The sequence below is a fragment of the Halopelagius fulvigenes genome (genome assembly GCF_042662625.1).
Taxonomy (GTDB): Archaea; Halobacteriota; Halobacteria; order Halobacteriales; family Haloferacaceae; genus Halopelagius; species Halopelagius fulvigenes.
Genome location: NZ_JBHSXH010000015.1, coordinates 1,289,504 through 1,313,344, shown reverse-complemented (window position 1 = coordinate 1,313,344; position 23,841 = coordinate 1,289,504). Strand labels below are relative to the sequence as shown.

General features: G+C 65.3%; 29 protein-coding genes and 1 tRNA gene. 12 read left to right on the top strand and 18 right to left on the bottom strand.

The annotated features are described in order from the left end of the window. The first annotated feature begins 110 nt into the window (after positions 1-110). Positions 111-1,187, top strand: coding sequence for a type II glyceraldehyde-3-phosphate dehydrogenase (locus tag ACFQEV_RS16940; RefSeq protein WP_379698612.1), 1,077 nt, complete (start codon positions 111-113; stop codon positions 1,185-1,187). 105 nt (positions 1,188-1,292) lie between these two features. Continuing rightward, entirely contained in the window at positions 1,293-1,718 is a 426-nt protein-coding gene (locus ACFQEV_RS16935; protein WP_379698609.1) for a hypothetical protein, read from the top strand. Positions 1,719-1,838: 120 nt separating this feature from the next. Here the strand turns inward: ACFQEV_RS16935 and ACFQEV_RS16930 are convergent, their stop codons facing one another. The 3 genes from ACFQEV_RS16930 to gap form a co-directional block, all read right to left on the bottom strand. Beyond that, on the bottom strand, positions 1,839-2,327 hold the full coding sequence (locus tag ACFQEV_RS16930) for a metallophosphoesterase (RefSeq protein ID WP_379698606.1): 489 nt from the start codon (positions 2,325-2,327) through the stop codon (positions 1,839-1,841). 51 nt (positions 2,328-2,378) lie between these two features. Beyond that, entirely contained in the window at positions 2,379-3,590 is a 1,212-nt protein-coding gene (locus ACFQEV_RS16925; protein ID WP_379698603.1) for a phosphoglycerate kinase, read from the bottom strand. A gap of 145 nt (positions 3,591-3,735) precedes the next feature. After that, positions 3,736-4,788 (bottom strand): type I glyceraldehyde-3-phosphate dehydrogenase, encoded by a 1,053-nt coding sequence (gene gap, locus ACFQEV_RS16920; RefSeq protein WP_379698600.1) that lies wholly within the window; start codon positions 4,786-4,788, stop codon positions 3,736-3,738. Positions 4,789-5,156: 368 nt separating this feature from the next. Between gap and ACFQEV_RS16915 the strand changes: the two genes are divergently transcribed. Further along, positions 5,157-5,519 carry an Hsp20/alpha crystallin family protein gene (locus tag ACFQEV_RS16915; RefSeq protein WP_379698597.1) on the top strand — a complete coding sequence of 121 codons (363 nt, stop codon included), beginning with the start codon at positions 5,157-5,159 and terminating at the stop codon, positions 5,517-5,519. Positions 5,520-5,564: 45 nt separating this feature from the next. On the opposite strand, the gene ACFQEV_RS16910 is transcribed toward ACFQEV_RS16915, so the two are convergent. Then, on the bottom strand, positions 5,565-6,443 hold the full coding sequence (locus ACFQEV_RS16910; RefSeq protein ID WP_379698594.1) for an ATP-grasp domain-containing protein: 879 nt from the start codon (positions 6,441-6,443) through the stop codon (positions 5,565-5,567). Between the two features lie 131 nt (positions 6,444-6,574). Further along, on the bottom strand, positions 6,575-7,105 hold the full coding sequence (locus tag ACFQEV_RS16905; RefSeq protein WP_379698591.1) for a 50S ribosomal protein L16: 531 nt from the start codon (positions 7,103-7,105) through the stop codon (positions 6,575-6,577). Between the two features lie 365 nt (positions 7,106-7,470). On the opposite strand from ACFQEV_RS16905, the gene ACFQEV_RS16900 reads away from it, so the two are divergent. Then, on the top strand, positions 7,471-8,706 hold the full coding sequence (locus ACFQEV_RS16900; RefSeq protein ID WP_379698588.1) for a DUF7282 domain-containing protein: 1,236 nt from the start codon (positions 7,471-7,473) through the stop codon (positions 8,704-8,706). A gap of 54 nt (positions 8,707-8,760) precedes the next feature. Here ACFQEV_RS16900 and nucS read toward each other — a convergent pair whose 3' ends face one another. The 5 genes from nucS to ACFQEV_RS16875 form a co-directional block, all read right to left on the bottom strand. Beyond that, a complete protein-coding gene (gene nucS / locus ACFQEV_RS16895) occupies positions 8,761-9,513 on the bottom strand; it encodes an endonuclease NucS (RefSeq protein WP_379698585.1) in 753 nt (250 codons plus the stop codon). A gap of 104 nt (positions 9,514-9,617) precedes the next feature. Further along, a complete protein-coding gene (locus ACFQEV_RS16890) occupies positions 9,618-10,034 on the bottom strand; it encodes a VanZ family protein (RefSeq protein WP_379698582.1) in 417 nt (138 codons plus the stop codon). A gap of 268 nt (positions 10,035-10,302) precedes the next feature. After that, positions 10,303-10,497, bottom strand: coding sequence for a cold-shock protein (locus tag ACFQEV_RS16885; RefSeq protein ID WP_092537891.1), 195 nt, complete (start codon positions 10,495-10,497; stop codon positions 10,303-10,305). A gap of 200 nt (positions 10,498-10,697) precedes the next feature. Beyond that, the gene (locus ACFQEV_RS16880; protein WP_092537891.1) at positions 10,698-10,892 is read right to left on the bottom strand and encodes a cold-shock protein; all 195 of its coding nucleotides are present in this window, start codon (positions 10,890-10,892) and stop codon (positions 10,698-10,700) included. Positions 10,893-11,156: 264 nt separating this feature from the next. Further along, entirely contained in the window at positions 11,157-11,351 is a 195-nt protein-coding gene (locus tag ACFQEV_RS16875) for a cold-shock protein (RefSeq protein WP_092537887.1), read from the bottom strand. A gap of 291 nt (positions 11,352-11,642) precedes the next feature. Between ACFQEV_RS16875 and ACFQEV_RS16870 the strand changes: the two genes are divergently transcribed. Further along, positions 11,643-11,780: a hypothetical protein gene (locus ACFQEV_RS16870; protein WP_379698578.1), complete on the top strand. Its 138-nt coding sequence runs from the start codon at positions 11,643-11,645 to the stop codon at positions 11,778-11,780. A gap of 181 nt (positions 11,781-11,961) precedes the next feature. On the opposite strand, the gene ACFQEV_RS16865 is transcribed toward ACFQEV_RS16870, so the two are convergent. The 4 genes from ACFQEV_RS16865 to ACFQEV_RS16850 form a co-directional block, all read right to left on the bottom strand. Then, positions 11,962-12,405, bottom strand: coding sequence for a hypothetical protein (locus ACFQEV_RS16865; RefSeq protein WP_379698575.1), 444 nt, complete (start codon positions 12,403-12,405; stop codon positions 11,962-11,964). Positions 12,406-12,599: 194 nt separating this feature from the next. Beyond that, a complete protein-coding gene (locus tag ACFQEV_RS16860; protein ID WP_379698572.1) occupies positions 12,600-12,941 on the bottom strand; it encodes a hypothetical protein in 342 nt (113 codons plus the stop codon). Between the two features lie 302 nt (positions 12,942-13,243). Next, positions 13,244-13,513, bottom strand: coding sequence for a hypothetical protein (locus ACFQEV_RS16855; protein ID WP_379698569.1), 270 nt, complete (start codon positions 13,511-13,513; stop codon positions 13,244-13,246). A gap of 259 nt (positions 13,514-13,772) precedes the next feature. Continuing rightward, entirely contained in the window at positions 13,773-15,746 is a 1,974-nt protein-coding gene (locus tag ACFQEV_RS16850; RefSeq protein ID WP_379698566.1) for an alpha-amylase family glycosyl hydrolase, read from the bottom strand. Between the two features lie 157 nt (positions 15,747-15,903). Here ACFQEV_RS16850 and ACFQEV_RS16845 point away from each other — a divergent pair, with 157 nt between their 5' ends. The 5 genes from ACFQEV_RS16845 to ACFQEV_RS16825 all read left to right on the top strand — a co-directional run bounded on the left by ACFQEV_RS16845 (position 15,904) and on the right by ACFQEV_RS16825 (position 20,379). Continuing rightward, positions 15,904-16,362 (top strand): metal-dependent hydrolase, encoded by a 459-nt coding sequence (locus ACFQEV_RS16845; RefSeq protein WP_379698563.1) that lies wholly within the window; start codon positions 15,904-15,906, stop codon positions 16,360-16,362. Between the two features lie 167 nt (positions 16,363-16,529). After that, the gene (locus ACFQEV_RS16840) at positions 16,530-18,542 is read left to right on the top strand and encodes an alkaline phosphatase PhoX (RefSeq protein WP_379698560.1); all 2,013 of its coding nucleotides are present in this window, start codon (positions 16,530-16,532) and stop codon (positions 18,540-18,542) included. Positions 18,543-18,642: 100 nt separating this feature from the next. Then, positions 18,643-19,488, top strand: a complete 846-nt coding sequence (locus ACFQEV_RS16835) for a DUF502 domain-containing protein (RefSeq protein WP_379698557.1) — start codon at positions 18,643-18,645, stop codon at positions 19,486-19,488. A 132-nt stretch (positions 19,489-19,620) separates the two neighbouring features. Beyond that, entirely contained in the window at positions 19,621-19,896 is a 276-nt protein-coding gene (locus ACFQEV_RS16830; protein WP_379698554.1) for an acylphosphatase, read from the top strand. A gap of 117 nt (positions 19,897-20,013) precedes the next feature. Further along, positions 20,014-20,379, top strand: coding sequence for a DUF2892 domain-containing protein (locus tag ACFQEV_RS16825; protein ID WP_379698552.1), 366 nt, complete (start codon positions 20,014-20,016; stop codon positions 20,377-20,379). Positions 20,380-20,801: 422 nt separating this feature from the next. Here the strand turns inward: ACFQEV_RS16825 and ACFQEV_RS16820 are convergent. Further along, positions 20,802-20,875: transfer RNA gene (locus ACFQEV_RS16820), tRNA-Phe, on the bottom strand. Positions 20,876-20,934: 59 nt separating this feature from the next. Beyond that, positions 20,935-21,477, bottom strand: coding sequence for a hypothetical protein (locus tag ACFQEV_RS16815; protein WP_379698549.1), 543 nt, complete (start codon positions 21,475-21,477; stop codon positions 20,935-20,937). A gap of 142 nt (positions 21,478-21,619) precedes the next feature. Between ACFQEV_RS16815 and ACFQEV_RS16810 the strand changes: the two genes are divergently transcribed. Further along, complete coding sequence (locus tag ACFQEV_RS16810) at positions 21,620-21,760, top strand: hypothetical protein (protein WP_379698546.1); 141 nt, start codon at positions 21,620-21,622, stop codon at positions 21,758-21,760. A gap of 135 nt (positions 21,761-21,895) precedes the next feature. On the opposite strand, the gene ACFQEV_RS16805 is transcribed toward ACFQEV_RS16810, so the two are convergent. After that, the gene (locus tag ACFQEV_RS16805) at positions 21,896-22,318 is read right to left on the bottom strand and encodes a HalOD1 output domain-containing protein (RefSeq protein WP_379698543.1); all 423 of its coding nucleotides are present in this window, start codon (positions 22,316-22,318) and stop codon (positions 21,896-21,898) included. An 85-nt stretch (positions 22,319-22,403) separates the two neighbouring features. Further along, positions 22,404-23,057, bottom strand: a complete 654-nt coding sequence (locus ACFQEV_RS16800) for a helix-turn-helix domain-containing protein (protein WP_379698540.1) — start codon at positions 23,055-23,057, stop codon at positions 22,404-22,406. Between the two features lie 149 nt (positions 23,058-23,206). Here ACFQEV_RS16800 and ACFQEV_RS16795 point away from each other — a divergent pair, with 149 nt between their 5' ends. Next, the gene (locus ACFQEV_RS16795; RefSeq protein ID WP_379698537.1) at positions 23,207-23,827 is read left to right on the top strand and encodes a DedA family protein; all 621 of its coding nucleotides are present in this window, start codon (positions 23,207-23,209) and stop codon (positions 23,825-23,827) included. Positions 23,828-23,841: the final 14 nt, after the last annotated feature.

Sequence of the window (23,841 nt, the reverse complement as noted above, 5' to 3'; positions counted from 1 at the left end):
GCGGAAGTTACTCGCCCGCGTGGAAATTCGCCTCGTTACTCGGGACGGAGTTAATTTCTTAACTGTGAACGCCGAAATAACTATGGCGCTCCCCCTTCGACTCACCCGTAATGATACGAGTCGGTGTCAACGGCTACGGCACGATAGGTAAGCGCGTCGCCGATGCGGTCGATTCCCAACCCGATATGGAACTGGTCGGCGTCGCGAAGACCCAGCCGAACTTCGAGGCCCACACCGCCGTCGAACGTGGATACGACATGTACGCCGCCATCCCCGACCGAGCCCCCCTGTTCGCGGAGGCGGGCGTCGAAATCGCGGGCGTCGTGGACGAACTCGTCGCGGACGCGGACATCATCGTCGACTGCACCCCCTCCGGCATCGGCGCGGAGAACAAGTCCCTCTACGAGTCCCACGACACGCCCGCCATCTTCCAAGGCGGCGAGGACGCCGACGTCGCCGAGGTGAGTTTCAACGCACGCGCGAACTTCGACGAGTGCGTCGGTGCCGACTACGCCCGCGTCGTCTCCTGCAACACGACGGGACTCTCGCGGGTCATCGCACCGCTGGAGGAGGCGTACGGCGTCGAGAAGGTGCGCGCGACGCTCGTCCGCCGCGGCGGCGACCCCGCGCAGAACTCGCGCGGTCCGATAAACGACATCCTGCCGAACCCCATCGAGATTCCGAGCCACCACGGCCCCGACGTGCAGACCATCTTCCCGAACCTCGACATCGACACGCTGGGGCTGAAGGTGCCGGCGACGCTGATGCACGTCCACAGCCTCAACGTCACGCTCGAATCCGACGTGACCGCCGCGCACGTCCGGCAACTCCTCGAAGACGAGGGCCGCGTCTACGTCATCCCCGAGGGCCTCGGCATCGACGGCGCGGGGAAACTCAAGGACTTCGCGCTCGACGCCGGCCGCCCGCGCGGCGACCTGTGGGAGAACTGCGTCTGGGGCGAGTCCATCGCCGTCGAGGGCCGCGACATGTACCTGTTCCAAGCCATCCACCAGGAGTCGGACGTCATCCCCGAGAACGTCGACGCCGTCCGCGCGATGATGGACGCGGCGGACAAAGCCGAGAGCATGGCGAGAACCGACGAACACGTCGGCATCGGCATCGAGGGTGACCCGGCGGGGTTTAGCCGCGAGGACGACCACGTCGAAGCCGAACTCGCGGACGACTGACGCGATTCGGTACCGACGCGGAACCGACCTCTTCTTCGACCGGTCGCGGCGTTCGCGCAGGCTTTATCTCCGACGTTCACGTGGTCCGACGAGACGGCCGACGACGTGCCGCAACGGTTGGACCGACTACTCGATGAGTTGGAGGAACTCGAAGACGCCGTCGAGACGCCGGAGGCCAGACGGCAGGTGCGCGAGGTGATGCGCGCCGCGGTGCACGTCTCGCGTCAGCGTAGCGCCTTCGGAAACGTCGTCAAGGGGTTCGGTCGGGAGGACCTCGCGGAGGCCCTCCTCGGAAGCGTCCTCTTCGGCGTCCCGATGTTCGTCGAGGGCGGCACCCAAGAGGTCGGCGAGTACCTCGCCGGCCATCCCCTCTCGTTCGTCGGGACGCTCTGTTTCGCCGTCGGGATGGTCATCGGCATCCTCTACGTCGCCGACATCCAGGACGTCCGCGTCAGCAACCCCATCCTCGGGGTCGTCCCCCGGCGTCTCGTCGGCGTCGTCGGCGTCTCCGTCTCAGTCTCATCGTCCTGATGACCGGGTGGGGCCGCGTCGATTGGGCGACGCCGGCGTTGGCGCTAGCGGACGTCGTCGTCGCGTTCGTCCCGATGAGCATCGGCGCGGCACTCGGCGACATCCTCCCCGGAACCTGACTCACACCTCGTGGAACGTCAGTTCGTCCGCGTCGGTGTCCAGCGTCGCGACGTAGTAGGCGTCGTCGGCCCCCGGAATCGGCAGGCCGCCGGGGTTGACGTGGACGGTGCCGCCCCACTCCTCTCGGTGTCGTTCGTGGGTGTGGCCCCGGAGCACGTAGTCGTACGCGCCGCTTTCGAGCAACCCCTCGACCAACGTCTCGTTCGTCCCGTGGTAGACGGCCACCTCCGTCCCCTCGAAGGAGAGGGCCGCCGCCTCGCCGTGGTACGTGCCGAACGACGAGACGGCGTTCTGGAGGTTCCACTCGCCGTCGTTGTTGCCGCGGACCGCGTGGAAGTCGAAGTCGGCGTTGAAGACGCTCGCCGTGAACGGCGCGACGATGTCGCCGCAGTGGACGACGGCTTCGACGCCCTCGTCTTCGAACAGTTCGACCGCGCCCTCCGCGAGGTCGAGATCGTCGTGCGTGTCCGAACAGATTCCGAGTTTCATGTCTCTGGGTTCGACCGACGGCGAAAAGAAAGTTGGTAGGATGACTCCGAATCAGTCCCGCGAGAGCACTTCGACGCCGACGAGGGGTTCGCCCGTCAGCGCGCGGATGTACGCGCCGCCCGCGATGGAGACGTGGCCGAAGTCGTCCTCGCTGAGGCCGTACATCTCGATGGCGCGAGAGGTGTCGCCGCCGCCGACGACGGAGAAGCAGTCCGTCTCGGCGATGGCCTCGAGGACGCCGACGGTGCCGTCGGAGAAGCGTTCGTCCTCGAAGAGGCCGAGCGCACCCTTCACGAAGACGGCCTCCGAGTCGCGGACGACCGAGTCGTACTCCGAGACGGTCTCCGACCCGATGTCGAGGTAGCCGCGGTCCTTCTCGTCGATGTCATCGACCGCCACCTCGGCGCGTTCGTCGTTCTCGTCCTCGTAGGCGAGGTCCGAAGCGAGCGTTATCTGGTCGCCGCGTTCCTCCAGAAGCGACTCGATGGTCCCGTGGTTCGCCTCCCACTGGTCGTCGAAGAGGTCCATCCCGCCGACGTCGTAGCCCACGTCGTGGCCCGCGGCGCGGAGGAACAGTTCGCCCGCGATGCCGCCCAGCAAGAACCGGTCCACCTTCCCGCCGAGGTTGTTCATCACGTCGATGACGTCCGTCGCCTTCGTTCCGCCGACGACCATCGTCACCTGCCCGTCGAACTCGCGGGAGGCGATGGCGGTGTTCGCCTCGTACTCCGTCTCCATGACGCGCCCCGCGTAGGCGGGCAGTTCGAGGGGGAAGCCGACCAGGGAGGCGTGCGACCGGTGGGCCGCGGAGTAGGCGTCGTTGACGTACGCGTCGAAAAGCGGCGCGAGCGTCCCGACGAACTCCGTATCCGCCTTCTCCTCGGGCGACTCCTCGGGGAGTTCGTCGTCGGTCATCCGCGTGTTCTCCAACAGGAGGGCCTCGCCGTCGGAGAGCGATTCGATGGCCTCGACGGCGGACTCGCCGTACGTCGAGTCGACGAAGCCGACGTCGCGGCCGACGTGCTCCGAGAGGATTTCCGCGTGCTGCTGAAGGGAGACGAAGTCGTCATCGCCCGGGCGGCCCTGGTGCGCCATGAGGACGACGCGGTGGCCCGCCTCCATCAGCTCCCGAACCGTCGTCGCGTGACGGTCGAAGCGGCGGTTGTCCTGCACCTCGCCGTCTTCGACCGGCGAGTTCAGGTCGAGGCGGACGAGGACGCGCTGTCCGGGTTCGAGGTCGTCGAGCGTCTTGAACGTGGACATATGTCTGGTAGGTATGATATCGAAGAGCGGTTACTTCATACTCCCGTCTGCACGCTGCGCGTCGCCCGGTCGCACGCCGTCGTGCGACCGACGAGCGAACGGAGGCGCAGACGAGAGTACGCCGCGTTCCGGTGCGGGCGGCGACTCAGCCGTGGATGACGTAGTCGGCGACGTCGAGCAGGCGGTTCGAGAAGCCGTACTCGTTGTCGTACCACGTCAGCACCTTGTACATGCCGCCGTCGTTGACCGAGTCCGTCGAGTTGAGGTCGACCGTCGAGGAGAACGGCAGACCGACGATGTCCGAGGAGACGACTTCGTCGTCCGTGTACGCGAGGACGCCCTCGAGGGGGCCGTCGTCCGCGGCGTCGCGGAAGGCCTGGTTGACCTCCTCGACGGACGGCGACTCCTCCAGAGAGACGGTGAAGTCCGTGATAGAGCCGTTCGGGACGGGAACGCGCATCGCCATGCCGTCGAGTTTCCCGTCGAGTTGGGGCAGAATCTCGGTGGTGGCCTGCGCGGCGCCCGTCGAGGTGGGGACGATGTTCTCGGCGGCGGCGCGCCCGCGACGCTGCTTCGCCTTCGGGCCGTCGATGAGGTTCTGGCTCCCGGTGTAGGCGTGGACCGTCGTCAGGAGGCCGTTCTCGATGCCGAACTCGTCGTCGAGAACCTTCGCGACGGGCGAGATGGAGTTCGTCGTACAGGAGGCGTTCGAGACGACGTCCTCGCCGTCGTACTCGTCGTGGTTGACGCCGTAGACTATCTGCTTGACCGGTTCCTCGCCCTTCGGCGGCGCGGAGATGATGACCTTCTCGGCGCCCGCTTCGAGGTGCGCGGAGGCGTCCTCCTTCGTCCGGAAGATGCCCGTACACTCGAGGGCGACGTCCACGTCGAGTTCGTCCCACGGGAGTTCGGCGGGACTCTGGACGTTGTACACGTTCACGGAGGAGTCGCCGACGGTGAGTTTCTCGCCGTCGAGGGACACCTCGTCGAGGGTGCCCTGCACGGTGTCGTACTTCGCGAGGTACTCCATGTCCTCGAAGTCCATCACGTCGTTGATGCCGACGAGCTCGACGTTCGGATGGTCTATCACCGCGCGGAAGACGTTGCGACCGATGCGGCCGAAGCCGTTCAGTCCGACCCGTACGACTTCGGAGTCGTCCACGTCGGTACCCGCGTCGAGATACGACTTTTCACTCATGTTCGAGTAGTGGTGGCGCGGATACTTGAATCCCTGTGTAACGATTTCGCCCTCGAACGTCCGAATTATCGGTTCTCGTGGACGTTCTCCGAAAATCTCTCCTAAAGATGATGGAGAATGTGGAGATTCGCCACCCCGGACGGTGAGCGAGTTCCGAGGAGATTCGATCAGTTTCACTCACGAACGAACACGGCTGTCGGCGAGGGAGACGGCGGGAGCGACCGACAACGGACGGACCGAGGCGGGGTTCGCGCCCCGTCCCGGCCGGACGTGTTAGCGGTTCTACTACTTCGTTTCGGGAGTTACCGCCGGTCCGACGGGTCGAGGGGGAGAAGGCTTTTGAGCCGAAACGTCCAATGGAGGTACGTATGAGAGATGAACGCGACGATCCGTTCGACAACATCTTCGACGAAATCGAACGGATGATGAACGAGATGACCGGTAGCGACTCTACCGGATTCGCCTCGGAGACGCACGTCGACGTCTACGATGAGGGCGAGACCATTCGACTCGTCGCGGACCTACCGGGCGTGGAGAAGGACGGTATCGACCTGAAGTGCGACGGCGAGATGCTCACGATTAGCGCGGCCAGCGACCGCCGGGAGTTCGACGAACGCATCCGCCTCCCCGTCCGGGTGGACGAACACTCCGCGGACGCCTCCTTCAACAACGGCGTCCTCCAGGTCTCCTTCGAGAAGGCGGAGGACTCCGCGCCCATCGACGTCGAGTAACCGACGTCCCTCCGAGGCGCATCTCGTTCGGGTCTCCCTTCTCCGTCAGTTTCGACCGTCTCGTTCGTCCGCCGTCTTCCGTACCAACGCCGCGAGTCGGTCCCAAAAGCCCGCTTCGTACTTCTCGCTGTCGTCGATGGTCGGCCGAGCGTTCGTCTCGGAGACGACGGTTCGCTCCCCGGACTCCAACAGGTCCACGCCGAGGTAGGGGATGTCGAGCGTCTCGGCCACGGAGACGGCGAGTTCGCGGTGGTCGGGGCGCACGTCCACGCCGACGGCCTCCGCGCCGAGGTGGACGTTGTGCTTCCACCGCCCCTCCGCCACGGCCGCCGCCGACAGTCGGCGTTCGACGCCGCCGACCACCTCGCCGTCGACGACCATGAGGCGGTAATCGCGCGCGTCCGGGAGGAACTCCTGAACCAGGTACGACTTGTCGCCCGTCGCGCGGTAGTCGTGGGCGAGGTTCAGGTAATCGACGACGCCGAGGAGCGAATCGAGGTCCGACGCCTTCGCGACGCCGACGCCGCGCGTCGTCGAGTTCGGCTTGACGACGACGGGGAAGTCGAGTCCGGCGACGGCCTCGCGCACGTCGCTCTCGGCTGCGGGGTTCGACACCATGCGCGTCTCGGGCACCGGAAGCCCCGCCCGCGAGAGTCGCGCGACGACGCCCGCCTTGTTCCGGGAGGTGAGCACCGCCTCGCGGCCGTTGACCCACGGGATGTCGTACAGGACGTCGAGGACTCCCCCCTCCATCAGTCGCGGCGGGTAGACGAACCCGACGTCGAACTCCCGCGTCGGCGCGTCGGTGAGTCGAATCGCCCGTTCCTTCGCCGGGAGGTGGGCGACGTCGATACCGCGGGCCCCGAGGGGGTCGCGCATCCGTTCGAACGTCTGGCGTTCCGTGGCGACCGCGAGTCGAAGCATCGGCCGAGGAGAGGGACCGCCGGACGAAAAATCGCCCGACTGAACTGGCGGAACACCGGCGCGGGAGGCGGCGGCGTGGCCGTCGCTGGGAGCGTCGGTCGGCGGAAAAGCGACGAGAGAAGGCGCTCAGATTACGCGACGAGCAGTTCTTCGCCCTTCTCGACGTCGATGCGGCACGGCGGCGAAATCTTGTTGTAGGAACGGCGGAGCGCGTCCTTCGCGACGTCCGCGTCCTCGGGGTTGCAGTAGATGGTGAACACGCGGTCGTTGCGCTTGATGCGCGCGGCGGTGCCGACGGGTTTCCCGAACGCCTGCCGCATTCCGTCGGAGACACGGTCCGCACCCGCACCGGTCGCCTGCTTGTTCTCGCGGATGACGTGGTGGGGGAACTTCCGGAGCACCATCTTGTAGTTCTCCTGTCCGACCTGCTTCAGCATCACGCGGTTCGCGGAGAGACGCGCGGATTCGAGCGCACCGTGGCGAATCTGGCACTCCTCCTCAACGCGGAGGCTGATCTGGACCTCGTAGTCGTCGGGGCCGGTCTGCAGGTTACCCATATTGTGCTGTGCGATCTTCGAGCCGGGGATCCCCGTGATGTACTCCCGTCGGGTGTACGCCGCCTTGGAGATCTCCCGGTACATGGAGGCCGGTTTGTCTGCCATAGTTACTTGTGGTGAATAACGCCCATCCGGGGTAAAAGCGCTTCGAAGCCTCGTCCCGTCGCCGTGAGAACTCCTCGCACGAGGATTCCGACGTTCCGACGCGGCCGACGCTCGACGACCGACCGGCCGACGAGACTTCTCTAAATTTCTGACACGAACTCTCGCTCGAAGCAACGTCGACGCCGGCGTTCGATCTTCGTCTGCGGCGCGGTCGAAGCGTTAGAGACGCTATCTGACGATTTCCGTGCCTCTCTCAGAAAGTGGACGGTCGTCCACGAGTGACCTCCACTTTATTGAAATTCTGCTAACATATATGTGGTATTCGCCCCACGTACCACTCGCGGAGCTGTAACCTGGGTATCACCATGGACGACACCAACAACAGAGACGAGCGAGCGAGCGAGGAATCGAGCGACGGAATCGGACCGAAGACGTCCCGCCGGACGTTCCTGTCCGCGTCGGCGGTCGGACTGACGACGGCCGGTATCGCCGCGTCGAGTGCGAGCGTCGCCGCAGGGGGCGACGATTCGAACGGCGACGATTCGAACGGCGACGACAACGGTCACGACGAGGAGGACGAACCGTTCGCCACCGTCGAGTTCAGCAACCAGATGGCGGACGAAAACACCGTCGTCGTCAACTCGACGGTCCTCTCGGAGGGCGGATTCGTCGCGATTCACGACGCCCGACTGTTCGAGGGGAAGGTCGCGGAGAGCGTCGTCGGCGTCTCCGAGTACCTCGAAGCGGGCGCGCACTATTCGGTGGACGTCGACCTGTTCACCGGAGTTCCGGGCAGGGAGTTCAGCGACGAGGAGTCGAGTCTGAGCGAGGGTGACCCCCTCGTCGCGATGCCGCACCTCGACACGAACGACAACGACACGTACGACTTCGTCTCGTCGGGTGGCTCCGAGGACGGGCCGTACGTCGACAACGGACACCCCGTCGTAGACCTCGGTCTCGCGGGGATGGAGGACGACGAGGACTCCTTTGCCCTCCTCGACTTCGAGAACCAGTGCACCGAGGGCGAGGAGGTAGAACTCGACGACGTGACGCTCTCGGAGGGCGGGTTCGTCGCCATCCACGACGCCCGACTCCTCGAAGGGCAGGTCACGGAGAGCGTCATCGGCGTCTCGGAGTACCTCGAGGCGGGCGAGCACGATGAGATCGAGGTGGAACTGTTCGACGTCGAGGGTGCGGACTTCGACGACGACAGACTGTACTCGGACCAACCGCTCATCCCGATGCCGCACTACGACACCAACGACAACGAGACGTACGACTTCGTCTCCTCCGGCGGCGAGGAGGACGGCCCGTTCACGGAGAACGGGCAGGCAGTCGTTGACCTCGGGTTCGCCCTCGTCGTGGAGGACAAAGACGAGTACGAGGACGACGACGAGGACGAGGAGAAGGAGAAACACGAGAAGAAAGAGAACGGAAACGGCGACAACGGAAACGGCGACAACGGAAACGGCGACAACGGAAACGACGACCACGGAAACGGCGACAACGGAAACGACGACCACGGGACCACCGAAAACGGTACCACCGAAAACGGAACTACCGAAAACGGTACCACGACCCACGTTTCCACCAGCAACTGAGACTCCGCCGTCTCTTTTTTGATCGACTCCGTACGCTCGGCCGTCGCCGCGGTTTCACCCGGCCCCGCCGTCGGGTCCGTCCGCCGCCTCCCGCCCGAGTGGTTCGAGGGCGACGAATCCGAGTCCGTTCTCTTCGAGCAACTCGCTCGTCCGGTCGGTGACGGACGGCGCGACGAGGATGCCCCGCACGTCGTCGGCGGCGAACTCCGTCCGGAGGGCCTCGACGTACCGTTGGAGTTGGCTCGCGGCCGACGGACCCACGCGCCGGCGCTTCAACTCCACGGCGACGGGTCTCCCCTCGGCGTCCTCGCCGAAGATGTCCACCGGTCCGGCCGCCGTCTCGCGTTCCGTCGCCGAGGGTTCGAACCCCTCTTCGACGAGTGCGGGGTCGTCGAGGATGCGCTGTCTGAGGTCCTCCTCGCTCCCCCGGAGGGTCAGGTCGCTCCGGTCGTTCACCTCGTACGCCGTCACTTGATCGAGTCGCTCGAACCGCACGTCCAGCGTCTCGTCCGGCGTCGCGCGCGAACTCCGGATGCGGAGGCGTCCGTCGCGGACGCTCGCGCGGTGGGTGCACCCCGGCGGTTGCCAGTTCACGGGCTTTCGCTTCTGGTCGGTGTGGACGAGAATCGTGCCGTCGGGTTTGCAGACGACGAGTCTGTCGCCGGCCCCGAGCGTGGACGACGCGCGTCCGTCGTACTCCACCGTGCACCGGCCGAACACCGTGACGAGGCGTCCGTCGCCGAACGCCGCTTCGAGGAGGGACAACGCGTCGCGGTGCGTCGGGCGGTGGAGCGTGGTGGCCGTCATGGGACTCCGAATCACCCGACAGTTGGGCGTCTGCGGGTAAAAATGGCGCGTCGGTGGCCGTTCTCCGCCGCCCCGTCGCGTCGGCGGAGCGAGGCGGAGGGAACTCACCCGCCGTCGTTCCCCGGACGCCCGCCGCGCGCGTCTCGAACGCGTCGCCAGAGGACGTACGTCACCGCCCCGAGAACCGCGCCGACGCCGTTCACCGCCGCGTCCGCGGGGTCGAACGCCCGCGCGGGAAGCGCCGCCTGCACGAGTTCCAACCCCGCACCGAGGGCGACGCCGAATGCGACGGCGAGAAGCAGCGTCCGACGCCCGCGTGCCTCCAACGCGACGGCGGCGAGGAGCGTCACCGACCAGTAGCCCCCGAGGTGAAGCCACTTGTCCGCGCCGACTCCGAACGGGCCGGGCGCCGAGAGGCCGCCGGACGCGGGTATCACCGACGCGACGACGAGCACCGTCGCCCAGCAGAGGACCGGTGCGACGCGGCGGAGGCGCGGTCGGTCGAGTCCGTCAGTGCCCATGGTCGCCTCTCGTCCGCCTCCGACCTGAGCGTTCGCCTTCGCGGTCGCTCCGAGCGAGAGCGACCGCTGTTCGCCTCGACGGTCCGAAGAATGTGCGACAGGTCGGCGTCGGCGGAGCCCGACGCTCGACGAGGCTCACCCCGCCGCCGTTGCCGTCGCTGGACGAGTAGTGAGTAGTTTGGAGAACTGCCGCATCCGGTCCGAACTCAATCGCCGCGACGCCGCAAGCCTCCGTTCGCTACCGTAGTTCGCGTCTCAGAAGTCCGCTTTACAGACGGGTGACGTTCTTCGCGCGGGGGCCCTTGGGGGCGTCTTCGATCTCGAACTCGATCTCCGTGCCCTCTTCGAGGTCCGGACCGCCGACGTCTTCCATGTGGAAGAACACGTCGTCGTCCGCATCCTCAGTCTCGATGAAACCGTAGCCGCCCGTGTCGTTGAAGAAGTCAACCTTACCAGTTGCCATTGCCTCTGTATGGAGTGGCCCTCTATAAATAACGCTTGCGCGACTACGGTTACCACGGTAGTGGTCGCCACGAACCGCTCTCGTGCCGGAACTCGTTCCGCGCGTCGCGGTAGCTGTCGCTCCGGGAGAGACCCGCCGGTCGCGGTGTAGATCCGTTAAAAGTGTGTTCCGTCCGTCGATACTAGAGCCGCGACGTTACCTCAGAGTCGGGTGACGTTCTTCGCGCGGGGGCCCTTGGGGGCGTCTTCGATCTCGAACTCGATCTCCGTGCCCTCTTCGAGGTCCGGACCGCCGACGTCTTCCATGTGGAAGAACACGTCGTCGTCCGCATCCTCAGTCTCGATGAAACCGTAGCCGCCCGTGTCGTTGAAGAAGTCAACCTTACCAGTTGCCATTGCAACCGTACCTGGGGCGGACGACGGTTAACCCTTCCGAGAGACGTGTGAACGTCCTGTTTCGTGCGCGAACGTTCGGTCAGAGAGGATACTCTCCATTGAGCGAACGTCGCCGTCGGACGAACCCGTCGCTCGTCGGTCGGGGTACAGAAAATCCAGAGACGTCCCGCCTCCCGGTGTAACTCGGGCGCGGCCGCGTCCGCTCTGTCGGAAACGCGATGAATCGGTTAGTTACCGTCGTCGCCGACGGTCAGTAGCCGGTAGTTAGAGTCGGGTGACGTTCGCCGCGCGGGGGCCCTTGGGGGAGGACTCGATGCTGAATTCGAGCTCCTGCCCCTCTTCGAGGTCGTCGCCGCCGACGTCGTCCATGTGGAAGAACACGTCGTCGTCCGAGTCGTCCGTCGAGATGAAACCGTAGCCGCCTGTGTCGTTGAAGAAGTCAACGTTTCCTTTCGCCATTGCAAATTAACGTATGCCCACCGCACGGAAAAGGATTGCGAGTGTCGTGGTACCACGGGCGGATTAGATTGGACGATTGTCTCCGATAGGCGCGAAATAGTGGTCAAAGGTGACTGTTTAGTCGCTCCTCGGCGGAATCGGCGACGTATCCGACGCCGATGTCGGTTCTTTCTGTGGAGACGGCAGTTCTCACGTCCGCGCAGCGTCCGCCGCCGGCGCGTCGCGGAGGCGGTTCGGCGGCCCCCGAGCGCATCTTTATATCGTTGTAGAACCGTCGGACGCCAACAGTCCATGGCGCGAGATAGAACGTACGGGTGGCCCGAGTGTCGAGAACGAGTAGTCGATGGGTGCGTCGAGTTGTACGACGCCGACGACGAGAACGCGTGGATTCGCTCCGACGGGGCGGTTCACCTCCTCTCGAAGCGGTGAGCGGACACGGAGACGAGGACGTTGGCTGACCGAGAGGGGGTGTACGACGCACCGACGATCCGCCGGAAGGCGCGGTCACTCGGATGAGCGACGCGCTCGCGAGGGACAACTCGGAGACATCGTGGAGTCGACTGAAACGGCTCGTCCTCCGGGTGTCGGTGGACCTCGACCGCTGGTCGGGTTACAACCGCTTGTCTATCTCCGCTATCGCCTTCGAGTGCGCCTCCGCGAAGTCAGCGGAGAACCGGTCGAGGTACTCCCACGACAGTTCTTCGTGCGACGTTCGCTCGAAGTATAGGGTGATGCTGTCTATCTTGCTGTACACCGTGACTATCGCCTCGATTTCGTCGCTCGACAGCTGGCCGATCTGCCCCGCGTTCGCGTGATACACCGTCGTCGGAAGCAGCTGGCTCAGGTTTCCCGCCTCGGTGAACTCCGCGAGAACGTCCACGTGGAGCTCGTGGAGGAATATCTGGTTTATCTCCGACCGAAGGGCGAGCCGGAGGTTCTTCCGCCTGTTTCGCATGCTAATCTGCTGCGGCACGACCGCACCCACTAGCGCGCCGAACAGCGAGGCGCTCGCGGTCAAGAGCGACCCCATCAACGTAGGTTGGATATCAAACATATGGTCGCTTACCTCGCTCCCCTTCTCTCGTTCATCGTTAAAAGTCTGGAGGTACAGCGCTACTACGTGGGTCGATGATGATGGTCTCGATAGGGTGCTATTTCTGATAGAAACGCCGGATCGGAGGGCTACGTCGAAGGATGTCCCGGGGTGAGCGAAGCAGGACGGCCGCGGCGTACGGACGCGTCGCGGCGTTAGCCGTCCTCGTCCTCGTCCTCGTCTTCGTCGCCCTGCACCATCTCCGTCTGCTCGACGGCGTCGATGTCGCCCTCCGATTCGCCGCCGTACTGGTTCTCGTCGTCCGTTCCCTCGTCCGGGGGAACCTCCTCTTCTTCCTCTTCTTCTTCCTCTTCTTCTTCGTCCATCGGCGCTCGTTCGCCCTCCGGCGCGCCGCTTTCAGCGTTCTGCGTACCCAGACTCTCGCTTCCCTCCGTGACTTGGTCGGGGTCCTGATCGACGCGTTTCATCTCGGAGTCGATTTCGGCCTCGCGCTCTGCGTCCGCTTCTCGCGCTCGGTTTTGGTCATCGTCGGCCATCGTAATACACCACTCGTGATTCGGATTCGACGCACTTCAACGGCGTGGCAAAACAGACGGTACACCCCCGACAACACTCGTTTCGGCGGAGTATCCCGATCCGACGACTTCCGAGAATACCGACCGGAGACGCCGCTTTCGGAGACGGCGTGACGCGAGCGTCGCCCGAAGTTCGGGCGCGGAGGGCGACGTATCTCGCAAGTCTCGGGCGAGAACGAACGCCGCCTCGAATCCGCCGTCCGTCGCGCACGGGGTTCGACGTCACCCCGGCGTTCGGTCGCGTAGACGGCGGAAGGGTCGCCTTAGAAGGAGAGGCCCTGCTTGAACTTCCGCGCGATGTCCTTCTGCTGGACGTAGCTCGCCGCCGCGAGCAGCGTCGGGGCCCACAGGCCCACGAAGATGCCGCTCTCTTTGTCGCCCTTCACGTAGAACTGGTACCACGAGAGCAGCACCGACCCGACGGCGAGCGTCGCGACCGGGTCTCCGGCCGACATCGGCGTCTCTTCGACCATTTCCTCGCCTTTCTGTTCGATACGAGACTCCTGCTGAGATCCTTGCTGGAAGAGTGCCATTGCATTCGGATGTTGGCTCATATTCACTTCCGTATTCTGCCGTCGTGTGCAGGCCACCGTTCGATTTTCATCCGGTTTCGGTGGAAGTTCGTCGGCGGATACGAGTACCGACTGATGAATATCCGTAAATTGTCCAACCCGACTGAACATCTTTCACCCCTCCGCGAGGGCGGCGACCGAAACGAGTGCGCGCACCTCTACCGCGGCCCGTACGAGCAACTTACGGAGCGCGGACCGAGTCCGCGAGGACTGAGGCGTCTCAGGTCGTGAACACCCGCACTTGGAACGGAGACAGAGAGAGCGTCGCCCCCTCCTCCTCGGGGACGAACTCGGGCGGCGTCCCCCGAATCGGGTCGCCGCGTTCCTCGATTCGGTCGGTGTCCGTCCACGGCCACGGGATATCGAACGCCTCGAACCCCTCGGGACCGAGGTTGGCGACGACGACGACCTGATCCTCGCTCCCCAACTCCCGGCCGCCGGTCCGGCAGTAGGCGAACGCGCGCACTCCGTCCTCGTCGTCTAACGTCGGGTGCTCGTAGAAGAACTCCACTTCGTTCCGCTGTAGCGCCGCCGTCGAGGTGCGCAGGTCTATCAGGTCCCCGACGCCCTCCGGGAGGGCGTCGTGCCCGGGGTAGTCGCGCCGACTCCAGTCCACCGGGTCCTCCATCTTCAGTTGCCAGTCCGTGTAGTCCAGATCGTGGACGTCGCCGAACTCCTCGCCCGTGAGGAACATCGGGATACCAACCGAGGTCAGAAGCAGGGCGAAGGAGCCCCGAACCCGGTCCACCGCCTCCTCGTGGGCGTCTATCCGCACCCCCGGTGCGGCGGTGACGAGATTGTCGAGCAGGTACTTCACGTTCTCCACCGACCCGTCTCCCAGCCCTCGTTCGCGGACGAGTTCGCCGAAGACGTAGTTCATCAACCGCTGTTCGCCCCGTTGGCCCATGTCGTGGGAGGTGACGTAGTTGACCGCCTGCGAGAGGTCGGTGAACCCCTCCTCGAACTTTCGATCCGTGTCGTCCCACGTCCGGTCGCCCGAAATCAGCGCCCGGATCCGGTCGCTCCGGGACGGTTCGCCCAGTTCGGTGTCGATTTCGTCCCGCAGCAACCGCCGGGACTCGTCCCGGAAGTCGAAGTTCCACATGCCGTCTACGACCGTTCGGTCCTCCGGGTTCCCCTCCACGTCGCGGACGATTCGGGTGCGCCCCCACGAATCCTCGGCGACGACGAGGAACGGCCGATCCGGGAACGCCTCGCGGTGCGCCGCCCGCGTCCGGTCGCGGAACTCCTGGACGAACTCCCAGTTGTCCATCCCCTTGAACTCGTCTATGCGGAACCCGTCCACGTGGTACTCCCGAATCCAGAACTCGGCCATCCGGTGGAGGAACTCTCGGGCGGGGTGATAGCCGTCCACGAACACCTCGTAGTCGAAGCGACGCCCGCCCCAGTCCGGACGGTCCGATTTCTCCTCGGGGTCGAGGAAGAACGTATCGCCCGCGAGGACCTCCAACGGACACTCTCTGGCGTGGTTCATCACCACGTCCATCAGCACGCGAATCCCGCGCTTGTGGCACTCCTTGACGAGGAATTTCGCGTCTATCGGGTCGCCGAAGTCGAGGTCCGGCGCGAAGAAAAAGCGCGTTCCGTACCCCCAATCGAGGGTGACCGCGGCGTCCTGAATCGGCAGCAGTTCGATGGCGTTGACGCCCAACTCCGCGAGTTCGTCGAGGTGTTCCGTCAGGAGGTGTTCGAAGTCGCCGTCGGGGACGTTCCGCTTCTCGTTCATCGGCGAGGCGGGCGCGGCCCAGCGAAGCGGTAGTTCGTAGATGACCAACTCGTTGTTCTCCGGGAGGCCCCCCTCGGGGAGTTCGTCCTCCCACGAGAACGACGGCCGGTACCGCTCTCCGTGTCTGATCCGGAACGTCCCGCGGTGGCCGCGGAAGCGGGTAATCTCCTCCGCGAACGGGTCGGCCGCGACGACGGGGTCGTCGTCCCCCCGGTGGACGACGTACTCGTACTCGTATCTGCCGTCCGGGAGGTCGAGGCCGTTCACATCGACCTCGTACCAGTCCGTGGCGTCCGGAACGGGGTCCAGCGTCTCGCGCCGCCAGTCGTTCGGGTCGAACCGGTCGCGCGAGAGCACCGGCGCGAACCGTACTTCGACCCGGTCGGCGTCCGTCACGGGGACGCGGAGCGCTCCCTCTTCTCGAACGTCGGGAAATCCGTTCTCCATGGTAGCGAGGGTATCCACCGATGTGGGGGAGGGCGCGAAAAGGCTCCGGCCGCCACGAGGCCGGGCGTCGCCGCCCTCGTCCCCTCGTTCGTCTCGTGTCCCATCTCGCGCCGCCCTATCGGGGCGTTTTAGGCGCGCACGCCCGAATCCGCGGGTCGTGGTCACGCTCTCGCATCTGGGGTATCTCGCGGCGGCTATCGCCACGCACGCACTCGTCGGGTACACTCTCGGCACGCTCGCGTTCGACGCGCCGCGCGCGGGCGTCATCGGCGGCGTCGTCGCCGACATCGACCTGCTGTTACCCCTGGCGTGGGAGTTTCCGCTGACGCACCGGGGACTCACGCACACCGCCCTCGTCGTCGGCGCGGCCGTCGCAGTCGCGGCGACTCGGAGTCGCGCCGCGGCGGGCGGCGTCGGCGTCGGGTACGCCTCGCACCTCCTCATCGACAGCACGACGCCGATGGGCGTCCCGCTTTTCTATCCGCTCTCGACGGCGCACGTCGGCGTTCCGGTGGGCGGCCACTCCCGCCCGGCGACGGCGGTGCTGTGGCTCTGCTGTCTCGCGGCGTTATGGGTCCGAAAGCGACGCTTCGCGGACCGGCGCGCCGACGAGTAGACCCCCACGAGGGGAACGTCCTCCGAAGGCGACGTTCTCAGCGCGAGAACCGATACGTACGGCTATTGTCTCCTTCGTACCGTTCCGTACGGTACGTCCGTCTCCGCCGACATCTATCTATCAAATATATAGGATTATGACCGCGTTCGGGGTACGTCGTCCCGTCGATGTCTCAACTGGACTTCACGCGGCGGGAGGCGATTCTCGCGCTCGTCACCTCGGGCGTAACGTACAGCAGTACCGCTCGGGGCGGCAACGGGCGCGGTGCAGGCAAGGGAGAGAGGGGTCACGAGGACGGCCACCACGAGGAGGGCGGGCCGACGCTCAACCGGTTCGCCACCTCCATCGTCGATTCGGAGGTCACCGGCATCTTCGTCACCGAGTCGGGTCGCTTCTTCTTCAACGTCCAACACCCCGACCGGGACCTGAAAGACGGGTCAGAGGCGGCCCTCGTCGGGGCGCTTTCGGGCTTCAACTTCCACGACCTGCCCGAGGACTTCCCCTCCGTGCAGATCCCCGCGAGCGACGACTTCGACTACGACGACGAACTCGGCGACGGCGTCCCCGAGTCCTACGACTCGATAATCCAGACCGCCTACGGCGGCTACCAACCGCTCATGGAGGGCGGCGCCGACCTCGGCGACGGCGAGGAACTCGGCGTTCCGCTGACCCCCGACGGCGAACTCGCCGACGCCGAGGAGTACATCACCTCGAAGGCGGACTACAACGGCTACGTTCCGGTCGAGGGCGGCGACTCGAAGGACGGCCGCCACGAGGGCTACCTGTTCACGAACTGGGAGACGCGCCCCGGCATGGTCAGTCGGATGCACATCTCCTCGCGCGGCGACGGCCCGTGGCGGGTTCACGACGCGGAGAATCTGGAGTTCCGCGACGTCGGCGGGACGTACAACAACTGCTTCGGCACCGTGTCGCCGTGGGGGACGCCCCTCACCTCGGAGGAGAACTACGAGGTACCCTCGACGGACCAGTGGAACAACCCCGACTCCGACGTGTCCGACGAGGCGGTCAACGTGGCGCGCCACCTCGGCCACGAACCGAACGACGACGGCGTCTACGACGAGGAGTACCCCAACCCGTTCCGCTACGGCTACATCGTCGAGATACGGGACCCGACCGCCGAGACGCCGACCCCCGTGAAGCACTTCACCCTCGGGCGGGCGACGCACGAGAACGCCGTCGTCATGCCCGACGGGAAGACGGCGTACACCACCTCCGACGGCACCGGCGAGGGGTTCTTCAAGTTCGTCGCCGACGAAGCGGAGGACCTCTCCTCGGGGACGCTCTACGCGGCGAAAGCCTCCCAGAAGGGTCCCGTCGGCGGCGACCCCGCCGACGTGAGCTTCGGCATCGAGTGGATAGAACTCGGCCACGCCACGAACGAGGAGATAGAGTCGTGGATAGCTGAGTACGACGGTATCACGCAGGCCGACTACACGGAGGGCGAGACGAGTTACATCTCGGACGCCGAGGTGAGGGAGTGGGCCGCGGGTAACGCCGACGACGACCGGGTCGCGTTCCTCGAATCGACCCGCGCCGCGGGCGCGGTCGGCGCGACGGACGAGTTCCGGAAGATGGAGGGCATCAACGTCCGCCGCGGCGCCGAACCCGGTGACTTCGCCTACGTCGCCATGTCGGAGACGACCAAGACGTTCCTCCCGAACGAGAAGGCCGGCGAGGGCAACACCGACCCCGACGACGACCTCCAGATAAACGGCGACGACTGGGGCGTCGTCTACCGCCTGCAGCTCCGCGAGGAGGGCGAAACCGTCGAGGGACGCTCCGCGGACCACGACTACGACGTTCTCGATCTGGTTCCCGTCGTCGCCGGCGGCCCGAACGCCAATATCTGTGGCGGGTGCCCCTACGACGCGCGACCGGACTCCGCGAGCACCGTCTGTCGGGACTGCTCGTTCAACCCAACCAACGAGAGCGAGGAGGGGTTCGTCGGCGTCGGTCTGGAGAAGCTCAAATCCGTCTTCGACAAGCACGGGTTCGACCCGACGACGACCATCGCCAACCCCGACAACATCGTCGTGATGGACGACGGGCGCGTGATCATCGGCGAGGACAGCAGCAACGCCGGTCACGAGAACAACATGATATGGATATACAACCCCGGCGAGGACGAACGGCCCGGGAAACGGCGCGAACAGTCGTAGGGACCCACCGTCCGCCCCCGGACCCGAACGCCGTCGTACCGGCCGCGGCCGGAGGGAACGGACAGGTTGATGTGATCGGGGAGTGTCCACGAACGTCCGAATGTCTGGTTCAGACTCGTCTGACCGCTCCCCTCCGACGGCGAAGGAAGCCGGCGAATCCATCTACGAAGGCACGCTCGACGTGCTGATGACCGGCGTCGGTATCATCATCCCTTTCGTAGTCACGCTGTACATCCTGAATGTCGCCTTAGAGTTCATCAGGTCCGCTCTCCGCCCGGTGGTCGACCTCCTGCGGTGGTTGGGCGTCATCGAGTTAGTCGAGAGCGCGGGCTTCGTCCTGTTCCTCGTCGAGTTGAACGTCTACTCGACGGTGATAAACTTCTTCTCCGAACTGATCGCGGTTTTCGTGCTACTCGGCGTCGTCGTCGTCGTCGGGTCCGTCGGCCAGAACCGCCACGGCGAGCGGATCATCGACCTCGTGGACCTCGCGATAACGTCGATTCCGGGCGTCGGCACCGTCTACAAGAGCTTCCGCCGGATGGGCGACGTGATGCTCGACCAGGAGGCCGAGAACTTCCAGGAGATAAAACTCGTCGAACTGCTGGGCGACGACGTCTACGTCATCGGCTTCGAGACGAGTCGCTCCCCGGAGACGGTGTCCGCGGCGACGGGCCACGACGACATGGTGACGGTGTTCGTGCCCCTCGCCCCGAACCCCGTCACCGGCGGCTTTCTCACCCACGTCCCCAGAGAGAACGTCCACGACGTCGATATGACCATCGAGGAGGGCGTCCGGAGCATCCTCACGAGCGGCGTCGCGGCGGGCGAGAACGCCGACGAGACGACCGAACTCACGATGGGCGACTTAGATAAGATAACCGACATCGACCGGCTACAGAACGCCATCTCGCCGGACGAATCCGCCGACGACGACTCCTCGCGGTAGGCCGACTGACGTGGCGGCGACTCGGCGACGCTCCGCCTTCGGTCCGTCGTCCGCACCCGACGTTGGCTCGTATCGGACTTTCAGAGACTCCCTACCCAGCCGTTTTCAGCGTCGAACCCGGACGTGAACGCGATGACTGAAGCCCGCGCTCACGTCTTTATCTCCGGCGACGTTCAGGAGGTTCACTTCCGCGACAACGTCCACGAGACCGCCCGCGCACACGACGTCAAGGGGTGGGTTCGGAACCTCGACGACGGACGGGTCGAAGCCCTCTTCGAGGGGAGCGAGGAGGACGTCGAGACGATGATCGAGTGGTGCAAACGGGGACCCGTCAAGGCCGACGTGACCGACGTCGAAGTCGAAGAGGGCAAACCGCAGGGCGACCTCGAAGACTTCGAGAAGCACTGACCGGCGGTACGCGCTCCTTCTACCCGCAGAACGGCGATTTTCGGCCGGCATCTCCCCGGAGTCGGAACGGGTCCGGTCGGCGGTGACTTACAAGGGCTCGCAGCCCGATTCGCCTCTATGGACCTCCGCGAAACTATCGAGGACCGAGAACCGCTCGTTCGAGTACTCCTCGCCGCTGGCCTCGCGGCCGTGGCTATCAGTTCCCTCAGAAAGGGCCGACGGCTGAGCGGACTGCTGGCCGGCGGCGGCGCACTCGCACTCGGCTACACCATGACAGCCGAACCCGACGAGTTGGAGGAGTTGACGGAGACCGTCGGCGTCGATACGGACATCGACACGGAGGAGTTGGCGGAGACCGTCGGCCTCGGTACGGGCGACGGGGACTCGAAACTCCGCTGTGCGGTCTGCGGCGAACCCATCGCGGCGGGAGAACCGCGAGGCCCCAACGAGGACAACGAAATCGCTCACCGGTCCTGCAAGTAATCCCCCGGACGAACGCCCCTGCGAACTCGTTTCTCGGCGCGGTTCGACCCCGATTCGGACCCGCCCAAACGCCCTTCGGTGTCCTGCTCCACCGTCCGGTATGGACGAACTCCTCGTCGACCTCTTCGAGCGAGACGAGACGAAAGAGGGCGGCCGCGTCGGTCGCGCCGTTTCTCGTGGTGGAAGCTGATCGTCCCCTCGTTCACCTCTCGTAGCCGCGTCTCGCAAAAAGGCCTATCGATGGGGAGAGTGCCCGAAGCGTCGTATAATGGAGGTTTCGACGATTCGGTAGCAGAGGGATTCCCGGATTTGAACCTCGCTCGCTCCTTTCAGTCGCTCGCTGGTTCAGAATCCGGTCAGTCGCATATTCACGGCCGACGGCTCACTCGCTACGCTCGTTCGCGTTGTCGGCCGTAGAATGATGCCGCCTCCCGGATTTGAACCGGGGACAGCTCGATCTTCAGTCGAGTGCTCTCCCAGTCTGAGCTAAGGCGGCGCGCATTCTGTGGGATGCTGGTTATACAAAAAAGGATTTCGAAGTGATTCCGCCGCGCCTTACGTCACTTTTCGACGCTCGGAGAACGACTCGTTGCCCGAGTCCCACGTCACGTTCGTCTTGGCGGTCACGAACCCGCCGTTCTGTCTTACCTGTGCCGCCTCGAAGAGGCCGAGGTTCACGCGTTTCGTCACCCTCTTCGTCTCGCCCGGTTCGACCTTCCGGAACGTCTCGTTTCCGCGCCAGACGAGGTTGTCGCCGTTGCCGCCGGCGTACATCTTCGTCACGAAGGTGACGTTCCGCGCCGTCGTGTTTTTCGTGTTCGTCGCCGTGACGGTCACGTCGCGACATGTCAGGCCGCAGCGTTCGACGTTCCGAATCTGGAAGTCGAAGCGCAGGTTGCCGTTCCGACTCTTGCCTTTGTTGCCTTTGGCTTGGGCGGCCGCGGAACGGTCGGAAGCGCTCTGCTGGGCGGTCACGGCCTGCGAGGTGCCGGTCGTTCCGTTTCCGAACGGGGAGGCGGCGGCGTCGGCGGCGACGACTCCGCCCGCCCCCGAAACGAGGACGAGGAGGACTGTTCCGAAGGTGAGTACACGACTCATGTCCTCGTAACTCGGAGCGTCGCACCCCTGTGGCTGATGCCTTCGTGTGCGCGGTGCCCGCGGTTCGTTACTCCGCGAGAGACACTGTTGTTATCTTCGTAGTCACGGAATCGATAAACGTCGTCCAGCGGAACGGCGAACGATGGAAGTGAAGGTGTCCTGCGAGAACTGTTCCGACTGGATCGAGGGCGACTCCGAAGAGAGATTCCTAGAGTGCGACTGCGGTCGGCAGTACATGCTCTCCGTTCTGGCGGTCAACGCGCCGGAGACATCCGACACGTGATTCGCTCGGGTCGGCCGGCGCGACGGTGAACGACTCGCGAGGCCGTCGGCGACGGCAATCGTCCGACTGAGCGCACGGCGGCGTCGCTCGCGGGGGTTCGTACGCAGTCCGGGACCCGTCGGCGAACGGCGGTTCTCAGTCGTCCTCGGGTCGGCCGCCGGCCGGTCGAAGCGCGATGACGCCGTAACTGTGGAGCGTGACCTCGTACCCCTGATAGCCGAACGTCACCGTTCCGTCGCCGAGGTGGCGTCCGACGTTCGTCGGGGCGAACAGTCGGTCGAGGGCGTCGGGGTCGATGGCGGCGTGGAGGGGTTCGAGGTCGAGGGGCGAACAGCCTTCGAGTGCGGCCACGGCCCGAACGACGACTTCCTGCGGCGCGTCCGCGCTCAGGTCGTACTCCATCCGGTACGTCGCCGTCGCGTCGTGGTAGGTCAACCCGGTCGCGGAGTCGACTGAATCGACGGGAAGGGGAGTACTCGCTGGTTCCGAGGCGGAGTCGCCGTGCATCTCCTGCGAGGAGTCGCCGGGGCCGCGAGATGAGTCTCCTGGTGGATTCATCGGGAGGTGCGTTCGATACGCCGAGTGGAGGGCTTAGAGTTACCCCTTACTAAGTAGAACGATCAAGACGGGTCGGGAGTGCTGTCTACTGATTGACGAGCGTGTTTTCGATGAGACGTTTGTGCCCGCGCCGGAGTCTCGACGCGAGCGATTGGCGGGTGATGTCTAAGTCCTCCGCGATCTCCGCGAGCGTCGCCCGCCGCGGACTGTCGAAGTACCCCCTCTCGTGGGCGAGGAGCAGGGCGGTCCGCTGCGTCTCGGTCAGGTCGTACTCGGACCGGCTCTCGACCTCCGAGAGCGCGTGTAGCGCCGTCAGTTCGATGGGGATGCCGCGGTCCCGGCAGTACTGTTGGAACTCGCCGACTCCCGCCCGTTCGTCGCTCCGCACCTCGAACGACCACCTGTCGCCCGATCCGTGTCCCGAGATGAGATTCACGCCCGTGGCGGCCACCGCTCCGAGCACGCCGCGGTGTTCCTCGTTCCACTCGACGCGAAGGAGGAACTGGCCGTCCACCTCGTCTATCAACTCGACGGACCGGAGGTCCGGATGCGCCGCGCACGCGGCCTCGATTCTGTCCTCCTCTGCGTCGTCCGCTCCCCGAACCCAGAAGTACGGGATTATCGCGTCGCTCGTGGGGACGATTCGCTCCAGCTCTACCGTCACCCTCGGGAACTGCCCGAAGATACCGCCTAGCGGGAACGAGTCGCCGGGCACCGTGAACTCGGCTACCGTCGCCATAGGTGCGGTTGGCGGTCCAGAGGGATAATCTCTGGACCCCCTCCGACGGGAGTTCGTCGGCGGCCTCGTTCGCTCGTCGAACGTCCCGCGTCCGCACCGCCGCGGGGAGCCGCCGTAGGTGTGTTACGGCGTCGCCGCGTAGTCGGCCTATGGTCGACCCGACGGACGTAGCGCTCCGATTCGTACGCCTGTACGGACCGCTCGCGTTACTCCTCTTCACCTTCCTCGAGACGTCGATGCTCTTTCCGTTCCTCCCGAGCGAAGTCGTCGTCCCCGTCGCGGCCGCACTCATCATCACCGACGTCACGTCGTTCCTCGTGTTCGTCCTCGCCGCCGCCGTCGGCGGAACGGTCGGCGCGTACGTCCCGTACTACGTGTTTCGCAGCGACCGAGTCGGCGGGAGCGGCTGGATTCGGGACCGCGTGAACGTCTCCGAGGAGCGTATCGAACGCGGCAGAGAGTGGTTTCAACGGTGGGGGCGGTCGTCGGTCCTGTGGGGGCGGTTCCTCCCCGCGTTACGCTCCGTGGTTTCCATTCCGGCCGGTCTCGCGGGGATGGACTCTCGGCGGTTCGGCGCGTTCACGGCGGCCGGAACCGTCGGCTTCTACGCGGCCACCGGCGGTGTCGTCTACTACGGCCGCCAGCAGTCGCTCTTCTCGGCGGCGTTCGCCGTCGCGGCGGACAGACCCGCCCTCGTCGCGGGCGCGATACTCGCTCTGCTCGTCGTCGGCGTCGCCGTCAGAAGGCGGTCGAGTAGCGGGATACTGTAGGGGCGACCGTAACA